Here is a 14,292-nt window from a genome sequence, read left to right on the forward strand (position 1 = left end):
CAATCCCGTCTCTCGGGTCGCCATGCGGATGGCGTGCCCGGTCAGGATCAGAGCGTGCTGCGGCTATCGATCTCGCTCAGGGAGACACCGCGCAGGATGCGTTTGATGATGTCCCGGCAGTCTTCCTCCAGATCGGACGCCTTGCCGCGCCGCGCCGCGCCGAAGAACTTGGCGAGCGTTCGCTGTTCTTGCGCCGAGAGCTCCTCCGTGAAGCCGTGCTTGCTCACATCCTGATCAGGCACCTTGTCGGCGGCCTCTTCATCGGCGGCCTGGCGTCCATGGGCCCAGTTCATGGCGCGCGCGCAGTAGAGCACGATGCGATCGAGCAGCACGAAGGGGAAGCGTGGATTCGACACCGGGCCGATGGTGAAGACATGGGTGTTGGGCGCACGCTCGATATTGAGCTTCGCCAGGGCCTTGCCGCCCATGACGCCGAGGAAGCCGCCGGTCGCGGCCCCGAGCAAGGCCCCCGTGCCGAGCGAATGACCGGCGGTTGCCAGGTCCAGCGTGACACCGGACGCCGCACCCGCGGCCATGCCGACCATGGCGAGCTGACGCCGCGATAGACCCAATGCCTGTCCGACCTCCTCGGAGAGCAGGTCCTGTCCGAGGATGGAATCCGGCGCCACATTCCAGACGTTGTGCCGAAAATGGCCGCGGATCTGCTCCTGGGCGTCGGTTTCCATCTTGCGCAAACCGTCCTCGAACGCCTCGGTGATCTCCGCCTTGACCCGATCGCGTCCGCTCTGGAAGACGATCTTGGAATTCTTGACCGTCTCGGAGACCTTGTAGGACAGCGCCTCCTTGAGCAGGTCGAGGATGGTGCTGACGGCCTGGTCGGTGCGCCGCTCCCAGTCGCTGGCGAAGGCATCGACGGCCCGCTCGACCTCCGGCTCCCAGCGCTGATCGATGGCCTTGAGGGCATTGAGCAAGCGGATGCGCTCGGCGTAGGTCGCGCGGTGGGCGTTGAACTCCCGCACCGAGTTGAATGCCTTGCTCAGGGCGTCCTGCCACTGACTCATGTAGCGATTCTGTTTGCTCAGATTGTTGAGAATCGCCATGCGCGGACGCGCGGTGAGACGCAGCAGCTCGATCTCGACCCGATCCTTTTCCTTGATGCGCTTGGAGCCGTCGACGACCAGGATGATCCCGGCCCCCTCGGCGACCGGTTCCAGCAAGGCGATATCGTGCGCATAGAGCGGATCCGCCTTGTAGGCCTTGACGAAGGAACGGGCGAGATCGCGCTCGTTCTCGTTGGCCTGGAACCATTCGAGGATGGCATTGGGATTCTGAAAGCCGGGGGTATCGATGAACTCGATCACGGTGCGTCCGTCGATGACGACGGGATAGACGTCGGACGCGGTCGTCGTCCCCGCCCGTTTGTCGATCGCGATGCAGTCGTTCTCGGTCAAGGTGGCCACGACGGAAGACTTCCCGGCATTGGGATGCCCCATGATCGCCAGTCGCGGTATCTTCGCCGCCATCAAACTTCTCCTTCTTCGCTGGACGGTGCCAGCATCTCGAGACGCAGATAAGGATCCGCCATTTGGTCGATCTTGCGCTGCCAGTCGGTATAGTCGAAGGCACGCAGCGGGGGCAGCCGATCATCGTCCTCCGGATCGCCGACCAGCGCCAGCAGCATCTGTGCGCGCTGACCCGCCGTGGCGCGCAGCTCACGCAGAAAGAGCAGATTCTCGGTGATCGGGGGCTGGGAGCCGTCCTGAACGACGGCCACCCGAGGCGGCGGCGCCTGCCAGTCCCCCTCGTCCAAGAGCGCCAGTGCCTGGGCCGTCATGGCGCTACCCGCGCCGAAGGTGGCGTAGGCCCCGACACGCCAGCCGCTCAACTCAAGCAGAAGCTGCTCCAGGCGCGGCCGGTCTTCCTCCTCCAGGACGTCGTCGACATCGACATGGACGAGCAGCAGGCAGGCATCCGGCGCGAAGAGGGTGACGCCATCGCGACCCCCGATCCTGTCAGACGCCTCCGCGTCAGACGCGACCTCTGGCTCTGGCTGGGCCTCGACCTCTGGCTCCGGCGCGGCCTCCGGCTCGGCGTCATGCTTCGGCTCGACCGCAGGCTCGGGTTCTGCTGCCGTCTCCAATGCAGGCGTTGGTTCGACTTCCGGCGCTGGGGGTAGTTCAGGTTCAGGTTCAGGTTCAGGTTCAGGTTCAGGTTCAGGTTCAGGTTCAGGCGGAGTCTCGGATGCTGGCTCAGGTTCAGGCAAGCGCTCCGGCTCGGCTTCTACCCCCTGCTCAGACGTCAGATCAGGCTCAGGCTCAGGCTCAGGCTCAGGCTCAGGCTCAGGCTCAGGCTCAGGCTCGGAGACTGCCTCAACCGGCTCCGGTTCCACGATTTCGGCGGCGTCCAGTGCATGGGGCTCCTCTCCAGCGGCCCCGATCATGTCCGGCTGCTCTGACTCCGCCGCGACGGCTTCGACCAGCGCGGGCGACGCCTCACGTGCCGGCTCCGCCTCCGGCGGCTCATCCGTCGTGGTATCCGCGATGCCGTCGGTCTGCCCTGGCGCGACGGCCTCGGTCTCGGCGCTCGGCGGACTCTCCTCAGGCGATGCGTCTGGTTCGCTGAAGCCGTTCTCTCTGAAGCCAGTCTCTTCGACGCGCCTGGGCTCCGCGGATGCTTGCGCGGTTTCCCGCGTCCCCTCGGCGCCCTCTCCAGGCGCTTGACCGAGCGGCTCCAAGGGCTCGTCGTCATCCGACCGCACCTCGGCGGTGGTCTCAGGCGACCGATCAGGCGCGACGTCTTCCGCCGCATGCGACTCCGCGGGCCGCGCGATCTCGTCGGGCGGGGCTTGCGTTGGCGGTGCATCCATCACAGGCGCCGTGGACTGCCCCTCGGAGACCTCCTCGGAGGTCGATACATCCGGCTCGGACGCGGTCGGCGCTGATGCCTGGGGCGCCTCGGGCGTCTTGGCCCCTTCGGCGGCACTCTCGGGGCGAGCCTGGCTCGGTGCAGGCGCCTGCGTCGGCGGCTCGATCACGGGTGGCGGCCTCGGCGCTTGCGGCGCGGGCTCGGATGTCTTGCTCCCCCCTGCCCCCGCCGACGCTACGTCCGAGCTTGGCGTCAATGGCCCTTTGCGAACCTTTTCGGACGTCTCCCGCCAGGGTCGCTTGCCGGCCAGCGCCTTGCCTCCTGTCAAGGGGCCGATCAGGCCGGGCCGCGGGCCGCGCGGGGCCAGCTCAGTGGGGATCGGCATCTCGGGGCCATGCCCCGAGCCCGTGGTTGCCGTATCCAGGCGCGGGGTCAGCATGCGGGCATAGAGCGACTGAATACGGCCGTGCGTGAAGGGCAGTCGGGCCAAGGCGATGCGCTGCGCGATGACCGAGGCCCACAGCAGCAGGGCACGCGGCAAGAGGCCGTAGGTGATCACCGCGAGCACCAGAAACCAGCGCCAGGATCTGAGATCCTCCGGATCCGGCTTGGAGCCTGGCGCGAAGGACGCCCAATGCTCCAGGTAGATGCGCGAGCCTTCGATCTGGTCGAGCGTGGGAAAGCCGACACCCTCCCCGAAGAGCCAGCTCCAGGGCGACGCGATGAACCGAACGATGTCGTAGACGGTCTGCGGGTGCGTCGACAGCGAGGTACCCCAACCGAAGGCGATATCCGTGAACCACTCGAGCACGATGGCGGTCAGCACCACGCCGACATTGAAGGCCACTCCGAACACCTGCGCCGGGATCAGCAACGGCAGGACGGAGACAGGTCCGTAGACGGCGTAGTGGGAGCGCAGAAGCCCCTGGGTCGCGAGTGCGCGCTCCCGGAGTTCATGGGGCGAGTGTGCCAGGCGCTGCTGCTGCAACCAGTTCGCGGCGCGCGTGAGCACGGGCCGGATCGCGTGGGCCAGCAGCCAAGTCTCCTCGGCGGCGGCCTTATCCCGTCTCAGGGCACGGCGGACCCAGGTCCAGACCGCGGCCAGGACGAAGACGAACTGAACCACCACCAGCAGGAAGACGAACCAGGGCACGCTGACCGGGAGGTGACCATCGTAGTTGAGCAACGCGGATGCGACGCCGACGCCAAGCAGAAACCCGAGCGCCCCGAGACCATAGGTCCCCAGCCGCTGGGCGGCGCCGAAGGCATTACCGGGGAGCAGACCGCGGATGCCGGGGTCCTCCCCATTGCGCCGCGCCTTGAGCCAGAGCCGCAGGCTGAGGCGTCGATGGCCGGGCGAATGCGGCGCCCGGCCTGCGGCATGCCCCTCGATCGCCTCGAGGTAGATGCCACGATCCCGCTCCGCGAGGGTCTTTCTCGACGAGGGCTTCTCCCGCAGCTCGCGCTCGTCCGCATCCAGGTAGTACTCGAAATCCATGAGATCCGCGACGGTCCACTCATCCATCTTGACCTTTGGCGTATCCGCTAGGGTCCACTCGTCTGGTTGCTCTCGGGGGTCCATGGCTGATGCTTCGTTCTCAAGTCGCAGTGTCGTGCTGAACGCAGGGTGCGTCGCGGGATGGGAAATAATCCCACAGTCAGCGCATCAATTCACTGCGCACTTCCCCGTTGCGCTGATCTCACTCCAACCCGCGTGTGCCATCATGAGCGCGCGCGGGAATAACCGCCTAGCCAGGATCGCTCGCCCAGGGGATGCCGAGGGCGGCGCGGAGCGGTGCAGGCAGCCAGAATCGCAGGGGCTATGCCGGATAATCGCGCCGCGATTCGGTTGATTCGCCCTTGGGCGTACTCAGTTATGGTGAGCGGCGCGCGAACCATCCGCGGCGTTCGCAGCGACGCCGTCCCAGACGGTGTCGGCCGCAGCTCAGGGTGCGTCCATCCAATGCGGCGAACGCCGCGGCTTGGCGCGCACGCGACAGAACTGGGCGGCGAAGGGGTCGCTCTCCGCGAAGGCAATCCAAGACCTTGCGCACCTGCGCGCCGAGCTTAAAGCTTGAACTGCTTGGAGCGGATGGTTCCGCGCTGGGTGGCCAGTTCGGTGTCCCGCAGGCCGAGTGTGCGCGGGTTGCACAACAGAATGAGGCTGCTGTGCGCGGAAGTGGTGAGTGGGGAACGACGAAGGTGATGACCAGGAAATGATCGACAGGATGTGCCGATCGCGTTGATGGGCAAAGCCCGCGCGATCAGAGCGGCTCGAAGCGATGGTGCTCGACGGACACGTCCGCCCTCGCAGGCCCGAGCCTTTCACCATGGGCAGGTCCATCGAGCACCGATGCCAGGTTCCCGTCCAACATTCGGACGTTACTCCGCTTGCCGACCCTCGTCTTGAACCTGGCCATGTTGGGAATTCGCCTAGACGTCGAAGGGATGACGGCGAATCAGGGTCTCAAGGCGCTCGGGGCCGGTCGAGATGAGGTCGATCGGCAAACCACTGAGCTTTTCGATGGTTTCGAGATAGGCGCGGGCGTTCGCGGGCAGGGCGTCCATGGAGGCCGCGCCCACGGTGGACTCGCTCCAGCCGGGACACTCGATGTACTTGGGCTGACAACGCGCAAAGGCGTCCGCTCCGACCGGTGGCGCGGTCAGCTCCTCGCCATCCATGTCGTAGCCGGTGCAGATCTTGACGGTCTGCATGCCGTCCAGGACGTCCAGCTTGGTAATGCAGATTCCCGTGACGCTGTTGATGGCGAAAGAACGTTTGAGCGCGACCATGTCGAGCCAGCCGCAGCGGCGCTTGCGGCCCGTGGTTGCGCCGAATTCGTTACCTCGCTGGCCCAGGCGGTCGCCGTCCGCGTCGTGCAGCTCGGTCGGGAAGGGTCCGGCACCCACGCGGGTGGTGTAGGCCTTGACGATGCCCAGGACATAATCGAGGTCGCGCGGACCGACGCCGCTGCCGCTCGCCGCCCCGCCGGCCGTGGTGGTCGAGGAGGTGACATAGGGGTAAGTCCCGTGATCGATGTCGAGCAGGGCACCCTGAGCGCCCTCGAAGAGCACGTCCTTGCCTTCCGCGCGCAGTGCATGCAGGAGACCTGGTACGTCCACCACCAGCGGGCGGAGCTGCTCGGCGTGGGCCAGTGCCTGATCGAGCACCGCCGAGTAGTCGACGCTGTCCGCCTTGAAATAGTGCTCGAGCGTGAAATTGTGGTACTCCAGGACCTCGCGCAAGCGCTCCTTGAAGTGCTCCGCGTCCAGCAGCTCACCGAGACGAATGCCGCGACGCGAGGTCTTGTCCTCATAGGCGGGGCCGATGCCACGTCCGGTAGTGCCGATCGCCTTGGAACCCCGTGCCCGCTCGCGGGCGTGATCGAGCGCAATGTGGTAGGGCAGGATCAGGGGGCAGGCCGCGCTGATGCCGAGGCGCTCACGGGCGGGCACGCCAGCCTTGTCCAGCATGTCCAGCTCTTCGAACAGAGCCTCGGGAGAGAGCACGACGCCATTGCCGATGAGGCAGCGCACGCCGTCGCGGAGGATTCCCGAGGGCACCAGGTGAAGCACGGTCTTGGTGCCATCGATCACCAGGGTATGGCCGGCGTTGTGGCCACCCTGAAACCGCACGACGGCGGCCGCGCGGTCGGTCAGCAGGTCGACGACCTTCCCCTTACCCTCATCACCCCACTGGGTTCCAATTACGACGACGTTGTTGCCCATCAATCAGGTTTCCTACTCAGTATTCGGTTTAGCTCAGTGCTCGGTGTTTGGTGTAACTCAGTGTCCGATTCGCTCGGCGTCTCTGATCAGTCGATATCCCGGAGCGCCCAGCGCCCGTCTTGCTCCACCAGCGTCTGCTCGCAGCCGAGTTGGCGCGGATCCTGGTCGAGCCCAGGGAGGGCGGTGATCACGCGTCTGCCCTCGGCACGCAAGTGGTCGACGGCCTCGCACAGGGCCGTGTCGGCCGACCAGGGTGCGTAGACTGGAGCGCGCGTGTGGTAGCGCTCCTCAAGGCCCTGACCATGACGCAGCAGGCCCTTCAAGTCGGTGCTGAAGCCGACGGCGGGACGCGCGCGCCCGAAGACGCGGCCGATATCGTCGTAGCGTCCGCCACGCGCGATCTCCAGCCCCCAGCCAGGCACGAAGGCGGCGAAGACCACGCCGGTCTTGTAGCGATAGCCGCGCAGCTCGGCGAGATCGTAATGAATGGAGTGCTCTGGAATCCAGCGTCCCAGCTCTTCCGCGAGCGCGTGCAGATAGTCCAGTGCCCCGCGGACCTGGGTGTCCGCGCCACGCAGCAGATCATCGGCCTGCTTGAGTGCGTCCGCGCCATTCAGCTCGGCGAGCACGCGCAGCATGTCAGCCGGCGCGCCGCTGACGCCGAAACCATCGATCAGGGACTCGATCTCGGGGACGGCCTTGCGCTGCAAGGCGTCGAAGAGCGCGTGCTCCTGGCTGGCATCCAGCCCGGCCTGGCGGGCCAGGCCGCGGTAGATGCCAACATGCCCGAGGTCGAGATAGCACTCGCCGATACCGGCCGTTCGCAGTGTCAGCAGCGTCAGCCTGAGGATCTCGGTGTCGCTCTCGATACCGGAGTGCCCGTAGATCTCGGCACCGATCTGCAGGGGACTGCGGCTGCCGCCGAAGCCGTCCGGCATGGTGTGGAGGACGGTGCCCAGATAGCAGAGCCGCGTCGGGGTATCGCGCCGCAGGTGGTGTGCGTCCATGCGGGCGACTTGGGGCGTCATGTCCGCCCGCACGCCCAGGAGCCGGCCGGAGAGCTGATCGGTCAGCTTGAAGGTTTGGAGATCCAGATCCTGCCCCGTTCCGGTGAGCAGCGAGTCCAGATAGTCGATGAACGGGGGTATGACCATCTCATACCCCCAGCTCGCGTAGAGATCGAGCAATTCGCGCCTCAGGGACTCAATCACCTGGGACTGCGGCGGCAGCACCTCTTCGATGCCGGCCGGTAAGAGCCACCGTTCCTCATTCATGGACGTTCTTCAATTCACAAGATATAGCAGACCGACACCGAGCAGCATGCTGAGCAGACCGCCGATACGCAGCGGACGCTCGCCCTCCAGCGCCATCATTGCCAGAACCCGGCGGAAGGTGCCAGGGCTGAGGAAGGGCCAGATCCCTTCGATGACGAGCATGAGGGACAAGGCTACAAGGATGTCGTGCACGGTTCGAAGCAGGTCCCAAGGGGCGATCCAGAGCCAACCTCGTCAGCTTGGTGCTCGCGGCCAAAGGACGATATCTTTTCAGACCGCCCGACCTTTGTCCAACAATGAAAAATCCCCTGACGGGGATTCTTCATCTGGATCGGATTGTCGAGCGCGGTCCGCTCCGACTAAGGCTGACCGCTCGCCTCGCGGAAGTATCGGAAGAACTCGGAGTCAGGCTCGAGCACCATGATGTTACCGCCCTCGCCGAACGAGGTCCGGTAGGCTTCCAGGCTCCGGTAGAAGGCGTAGAACGAGGCATCCTGGCCGTAAGCCTTGGCATAGATTTCAGCCGACTTGGCGTCGCCCTCACCGCGAATCTCCTCCGACTCCTTATAGGCCTCGGCGATGATGACGGTGCGCTGGCGATCGGCATCGGCACGAATGCGCTCGGCCGCTTCTCCACCCTTGGCGCGCAGATCCCGCGCCACGCGCTCACGCTCGGCACGCATGCGCTGGTAGACGGACTCGCTGACCTCCGGTGGCAGATCGATCTGCTTGACCCGCACATCGATGACCTCGACACCCAGGTCGCCCGCGTTGGCGTTGACCTCTTTGGTCAGCATCTCCATGAGCGCCAGGCGGTCGTCCGAAACGACCTCCTGGATGGTGCGTTTGCCGAACTCGTCGCGCAGGCTGGTGTTGATGCGCTCCGACAGCAGACGGCTGGTGCGCGCACTGTTGCCGCCCGTCGAGCGCAGGAACTGCGCCGGCCGCGCGATGCGCCACTTGGCGTAGGAGTCGACGATAACGTCTTTCTTCTCGATCGTCAGGAAGCGCTCGGGCTGCGAATCCAGGGTCTGGATGCGGCGGTCGAACTTCTTGATCTGATTGAGCACCGGCACCTTGAAGTGGATCCCTGGATCGTAGCTATCCGAGACGATCTCACCCAGGCGCAGCTTGAGGGCGACTTCGTACTCCTGCACCACGAAGGTGAAGGCCGAGAAGAAGATGACGATAGCGACCAGCGACAGCGGCAGCAGCGTCTTGATGACATTGCTCTTGATCACGTTGGGTGAGTTCATCAGCGCGACCTCCGATCACGGTCGACCACACGCTGCGGCGAGTTCGACTTGTCAGGCACGGCGAGCGTGCTGCTCGACATTTCCTGCGACGCTTTGTTCTGCGATTTGGACCTCTGCTGATTCATGAGCTGATCGATCGGTAGGTAGATGAGGCTGTTGCCGCCCTCTTGCACATCGAGGATCACCTTGCCGTTCTTGCTCAGGACATCCTCCATGGTCTCGATGTAGAGGCGCTCGCGCGTGACCTCTGGCGCCTTGGCGTATTCGCTCAGGATCGCCGTGAAGCGCGCGGACTCACCCTCGGACTCGGCGATGACCTGATCGCGATAGGCCTTGGCATCCGCTGAGATGCGCGCTGCATTACCGCGGGCGCTTGGCAGGACCTCGTTGGCATAGGCCTCGGCTTGGTTCTCCAGCCGTTCTTTGTCCTCGCGTGCCTTGATGGCGTCGTCGAAGGCCGCCTTGACCTGCTCGGGCGGCTTGGCCGGCTGCATGTTCACGCTGGTGACCAGAAGACCCGTCTTGTAGCGGTCCATCAGCTTCTGGATGCGCTCCTTGATGGTGACGGCGACGGCGCCGCGACCTTCGGTCATGACGAAGTCGAGCTTGCTTTGACCGATGGTGACACGCACTACGGTGACCGTGGCATCGTTGAGGGTGCGCTCCGGATCCTGATCCTGGAAGAGATAGTCCGCGGCATCCTGGATGCGCGATTGCACCGTCAGCTCGACCTCGACGATGTTCTCGTCCTGGGTCAGCATCGCGGCCTTATGGGTGAGGGTCGAGATCTCGTCGACATTGACCTTGATGACCCGTTCGACCGGAACCGGCAGGTGCCAGTGCGGCCCTGGCCCCGTGGTATCGACGTAGTGCCCGAAACGTAGCACGACGCCGCGCTCCGCGGGCTCGACGATGTAGATACCCGTGGCCAACCAGATGACCAGCAGAATACCAATGATCACGCCGACCACCTTGGTGCTGAGCTGAGCGCCGGGGCCGCCAAAGCGCCCGCCACCGCCCGAGCCGTCACCCGGGGGACGATTGCCCCCGAAGAGTCCACCAAGACGCTCCTGGAGCTTGCGCACGACCTCGTCGAGGTCCGGCGGACCCTCGTCGCCACCGCTCTTGCCGCTCCAAGGGTCTTTGTTTCCGCCACCTGGCTCGTTCCAGGCCATAGCTTCTCCGTCTGTATCGTGTAGTGAATTCGGTCGTCGGGGCCAACTCGACTCGTGGAGCAAGGGGGCCGCGTCGGTCGGGATGTGCGGGGACCGCATCAGCGCTCGCACCGCTCGCGCGTGCGGAGCACTGTGCCGACCTCGGTTGAGGATATCAAGCTCGGATAGGATAAAAGCAAGTGATGCAGAGCGATCGACGCAGGGATTGTAGACGCCGGGATTGTAAGTGAGCGGCTAGATGTCGGCAAACGCGGGGCGACGGGCCTCGGCATCAGGTGACCGGGGCCTCGTCCATGAGCCTGGACCCAAGCCGGGACTCGCGCGCCAGCAGTCGGTCGAAATCCACCCGTCCCATGGCGAAGTCCATCGCCCAGCCGCCAGACTCCGTCGGCTGGTCCGAGAAGACCTGGGCATGGTCATAGAGCCAGGCTCGCAATCGTCCGTCCTCGGGTGTGAGCCTGACCCGGTGGCGCACCCGCTCGCCGCCAGTCAGCTCGCTCACGGCTTGCAGCAGCAGCTCGGTGCCGGCACCCGTTTGAGCGGAGAGCCAGACCCGGATCGGTTGACCGTCCTCGCCGCGCTCGAGTCGAGGCGATTCTCCATCCATGAGGTCGATCTTGTTCAGCACTTCCAGGCGCGGGATCTCCAGACTCCCGATCTCCGCGAGGACGGTCTCGACATCGGCGATCAAGCGATCACGGTTCACCGCCGCGGCATCGATCACATGCAGCAGGAGCGAGGCGCTGCGCGTCTCCTCCAGCGTCGCGCGGAAGGCGGCGACCAGCTCATGCGGCAGGTCGCTGACGAAACCGACGGTATCGGCCACCAGCACCCGGTCTCCAGACGCCAGATCCAGGCGCCGCAGCGTCGGATCGAGCGTGGCGAAGAGCTGATCGGCCTGGAAGACGCCCGCCGCAGTCAAGCAGTTGAACAGCGTCGACTTGCCGGCGTTGGTATAACCGACCAATGAGACCAGGGACAGCTCGGCCCTGGCGCGCGCCTTGCGTCCCTGGGCACGCTGACGCTCGATGCGCTCGAGCCTGCGCTCGAGCATGGCAACGCGCTTTCCGAGCAGGCGCCTGTCGGTCTCGAGCTGGGTCTCGCCTGGACCACGCAGCCCGATACCGCCCTTCTGACGCTCCAAGTGCGTCCAGCCTCTGACAAGCCGTGTCGAGAGGTGTCTGAGCTGGGCAAGCTCGACCTGGAGCTTGCCCTCGAAGGAGCGGGCACGCTGCGCGAAGATGTCGAGGATGAGTCCGGCGCGATCGACCACCCGGCACTGCAGAAGCCGCTCGAGATTGCGCTCCTGCGCCGGCGACAGCGGATGATTGAAGATGACCAGCTCGGCCTGCGTTGCCTCGACGAGCGCTTTCAGCTCGTCGGCCTTGCCGGTGCCGATGAAGAAACGCGGATCCGGCACGGAGCGCGTCCCGCGCAGCTCACCGACCAGCTCGGCCCCAGCCGCCTGGGACAGCAGCCTGACCTCGTCACGCTCGTCCTGCTCGGCAACACCGCCGATATCCAAGTGAACGAGGATGGCGTGCTCGCCAGCCGACGGCCGCTCGAAGACCAGCGTTGCCCCCTTCGATGCGACCGGGTCGCGTGTCCCGGAGCCTTGCGACGGAGCGCTCAACTATTCCCCGGCTCAAGATCACCGTGATCACTGTGATCGCTCGGCGGAAGTTTCACGTTGCGCGCAGGGACCACCGTGGAGATGGCGTGCTTGTAGATCATCTGACTGACATTATTCTTCAGCAAGACGACGAATTGATCGAAGGACTCGATCTGACCCTGCAGCTTGATGCCGTTGACCAGGAAGATCGAGACCGGGACACGCTCCTTGCGCAGGGCGTTGAGAAAAGGGTCTTGCAGGCTTTGTCCCTTGGACATGGGATTGGCTCCTTATTGTTGTCGGTAATACAGCGATGCCCGGCTTGAAACGACCGCGCCCTCATTACAGAGTCCGCGTCAAGATCGGACGGGCGCAGCCGGGACGGACGCACCCTCCGAAGGAGACCTCGAATCCCTGGAGGTCTCTGATTGATTCCGGTCTTTGCTCCTGTATACGCAGATACTTCCATCCGCTGTCGAATCGACAGTGAGGATGGCAAAACCGGACAGTCGCCGCAGTCAGCTTCCGACGGTCCTTCGGGACATGGGTGCGGACGTCGCTGACACGGCGCCTGGATCGTGTCGTAGCGCTGAGTAGTGTCGTAGAAACCGTCCGCTCGCACCATAGCATTCGTCGAGCAGACGCTTCGACGCGCCGAGACCAGGCGTGCCGCGACCCTGGCGAGCCCCGGGATGCTAGCGGCTCGACCCGCTCGCGCCCGGCATCAGGGCGATGGATCGCTCGATCCATTCCAGCGCCCGCTCGGCGGGATCCGGCTCATCGGGCAACCAATGACAGTCCGATTCCGCTCTCAGCCAGGTCAACTGGCGTTTCGCCAACTGCCGCGAGGCCACGATGCCGCGATGCAACATTTCCTCCCAGTTGTACGCGCCCGAGAGGTATTTCAAGACCTGGCGATAACCGACGCAACGCATCGAGGGTAGATCGGGATCGAGATCACCACGCGCACGGAGATCCCGCACCTCATCCACCAAGCCCTGCTCCAGCATGGTGAGAAAGCGCCGCTCGATGCGCGCGTGAAGGGCGCTTCGCTCATGAGGCACTCGCGCCAGTTTCACCAGCCGGTAGGGGAGCGGCTCGACCTGCGCCTCGGCGATCAGCGCGCTCATCGGCCGACCGCTCAGTTCGAAGACCTCCAGCGCGCGCTGAATGCGCTGCGGGTCGTTCGGATGGACCTGGGCCGCGGTGACCGGATCGACACGGCCCAGCCGCGCGTGCATGGCCTCCCAGCCGACCCGCTCCGCCTCCTCCAGGAGTCTCCGGCGCTGCGTTGCATCCGCGCTGGGCAAGACCGCCAGACCCTGCTGCAAGGCGCGGAAATAGAGCATGGTGCCGCCCACCAGCAGGGGGATGCGCCCGCCCGCGTGGATCTCCGCCATGGCGGCCAGGGCATCCTCGCGAAAGCGGGCCGTCGAGTAGGACTCGGTTGGATCCAGGATGTCGATGAGCCGGTGAGGCGCGCGCGCCAGGACATCCGGTCCCGGCTTGGCGGTGCCGATGTCCATGCCACGGTAGATCATGGCCGAGTCGACACTGATGATCTCGCAGGGCAGCCGCTCGACCAGTTCCACCGCCAGGTCGGTCTTCCCGGACGCCGTCGGCCCCATGAGCAGAATGGCCCAAGGCCGCCGGTCCGGGTCATCGGCGCCGGGCGGCGGGCGCGGCGCCAGGTCAGCGGCCACGCGCGAAGAGCCGATCCAGCTCGGCGTGCGTCAGCTTGATCCAGGTCGGTCGGCCGTGATTGCACTGGTCGATGCGCTCGGTTCGCTCCATGTCGCGCAGCAGGGCATTCATCTCGTCCAGGGTCAGCCGACGATTCGCGCGCACGGCGCCGTGGCAGGCCATGGTCGCCAAGACACCCTTGACCGCGTCTTCGATCCGTTCGCTGCGCCCATGTTCCGCAAGATCGGAAAGCAGATCGCGGACCAGCTGCTCGATGTCCGCCTGGCGCAGAATGGCGGGCACCTCCCGCACCACCAGACTCCCCGCATCGATGCGGTCCAAGCGCAGCCCCAGCTGGGCCAGCGTCTCGCGTTGCGCATCGACCAGATCGGCCTCGCGCGGACTCACGTGGACCGTCAGCGGCACCAGCAGCGGTTGGGGTACCACCTGCCCCTGCCCCCAGGCCGCCTTGAGACGCTCGTAGCCGATGCGCTCGTGCGCGGCGTGTATGTCGACCAGGATCAAGCCGTCCGGCGCCTGGGCGAGCAGATAGACCCCATTGAGCTGGGCCAGGGCGTAACCCATCGGCGGGGGCTGGTCAGACGCCGCGGGCGACGGCTCGGGCGCCATCCGCGGCCCCGGGTCTGGCGGCGGCTGCTGGAACGCCAGAGAGGCTTGATAGCCACCTCGATTCTCCCCGACCCCACTGGAAGCCCGCATGCGCGGAGCGCCCCCAC

10 protein-coding genes and 1 pseudogene are annotated in these 14,292 nt (G+C 65.5%); all 11 read right to left on the bottom strand.

Annotated features, from left to right (window positions below; all coding sequences use genetic code 11):
- Positions 1 to 47: 47 nt before the first annotated feature.
- The gene (locus CKO23_RS18855; RefSeq protein ID WP_200333432.1) at positions 48 to 1,484 is read right to left on the bottom strand and encodes a GTPase/DUF3482 domain-containing protein; all 1,437 of its coding nucleotides are present in this window, start codon (positions 1,482 to 1,484) and stop codon (positions 48 to 50) included.
- Complete coding sequence (locus tag CKO23_RS26410; protein WP_200333434.1) at positions 1,484 to 4,408, bottom strand: DUF2868 domain-containing protein; 2,925 nt, start codon at positions 4,406 to 4,408, stop codon at positions 1,484 to 1,486. The genes CKO23_RS18855 and CKO23_RS26410 overlap by 1 nt, the downstream gene beginning before the upstream one ends.
- 851 nt (positions 4,409 to 5,259) lie before the next feature.
- Positions 5,260 to 6,555, bottom strand: a complete 1,296-nt coding sequence (locus tag CKO23_RS18865; RefSeq protein WP_200333436.1) for an adenylosuccinate synthase — start codon at positions 6,553 to 6,555, stop codon at positions 5,260 to 5,262.
- Between the two features lie 86 nt (positions 6,556 to 6,641).
- Complete coding sequence (locus tag CKO23_RS18870; protein WP_200333438.1) at positions 6,642 to 7,829, bottom strand: ATP phosphoribosyltransferase regulatory subunit; 1,188 nt, start codon at positions 7,827 to 7,829, stop codon at positions 6,642 to 6,644.
- Between the two features lie 9 nt (positions 7,830 to 7,838).
- The gene (locus CKO23_RS18875) at positions 7,839 to 8,021 is read right to left on the bottom strand and encodes a DUF2065 family protein (protein ID WP_200333440.1); all 183 of its coding nucleotides are present in this window, start codon (positions 8,019 to 8,021) and stop codon (positions 7,839 to 7,841) included.
- Between the two features lie 167 nt (positions 8,022 to 8,188).
- Positions 8,189 to 9,085 carry a protease modulator HflC gene (hflC, locus tag CKO23_RS18880; protein WP_200333453.1) on the bottom strand — a complete coding sequence of 299 codons (897 nt, stop codon included), beginning with the start codon at positions 9,083 to 9,085 and terminating at the stop codon, positions 8,189 to 8,191.
- Positions 9,085 to 10,260: an FtsH protease activity modulator HflK gene (gene hflK, locus CKO23_RS18885; protein WP_200333463.1), complete on the bottom strand. Its 1,176-nt coding sequence runs from the start codon at positions 10,258 to 10,260 to the stop codon at positions 9,085 to 9,087. Before hflK ends, hflC begins: the two co-directional genes overlap by 1 nt.
- 271 nt (positions 10,261 to 10,531) lie before the next feature.
- Positions 10,532 to 11,833: a ribosome rescue GTPase HflX gene (gene hflX, locus CKO23_RS18890; protein ID WP_242482563.1), complete on the bottom strand. Its 1,302-nt coding sequence runs from the start codon at positions 11,831 to 11,833 to the stop codon at positions 10,532 to 10,534.
- 56 nt (positions 11,834 to 11,889) lie between these two features.
- Positions 11,890 to 12,150 (bottom strand): RNA chaperone Hfq, encoded by a 261-nt coding sequence (gene hfq / locus CKO23_RS18895; protein WP_200333478.1) that lies wholly within the window; start codon positions 12,148 to 12,150, stop codon positions 11,890 to 11,892.
- A 417-nt stretch (positions 12,151 to 12,567) separates the two neighbouring features.
- Positions 12,568 to 13,500, bottom strand: coding sequence for a tRNA (adenosine(37)-N6)-dimethylallyltransferase MiaA (miaA, locus tag CKO23_RS18900; protein ID WP_200333482.1), 933 nt, complete (start codon positions 13,498 to 13,500; stop codon positions 12,568 to 12,570).
- 64 nt (positions 13,501 to 13,564) lie between these two features.
- A pseudogene (mutL, locus tag CKO23_RS18905) lies at positions 13,565 to 14,292 on the bottom strand (DNA mismatch repair endonuclease MutL); the annotation flags it as partial.

The organism is Thiocystis violacea, assembly GCF_016583565.1.
In the GTDB taxonomy this organism is placed as follows: Bacteria; Pseudomonadota; Gammaproteobacteria; order Chromatiales; family Chromatiaceae; genus Thiorhodococcus; species Thiorhodococcus violaceus_A.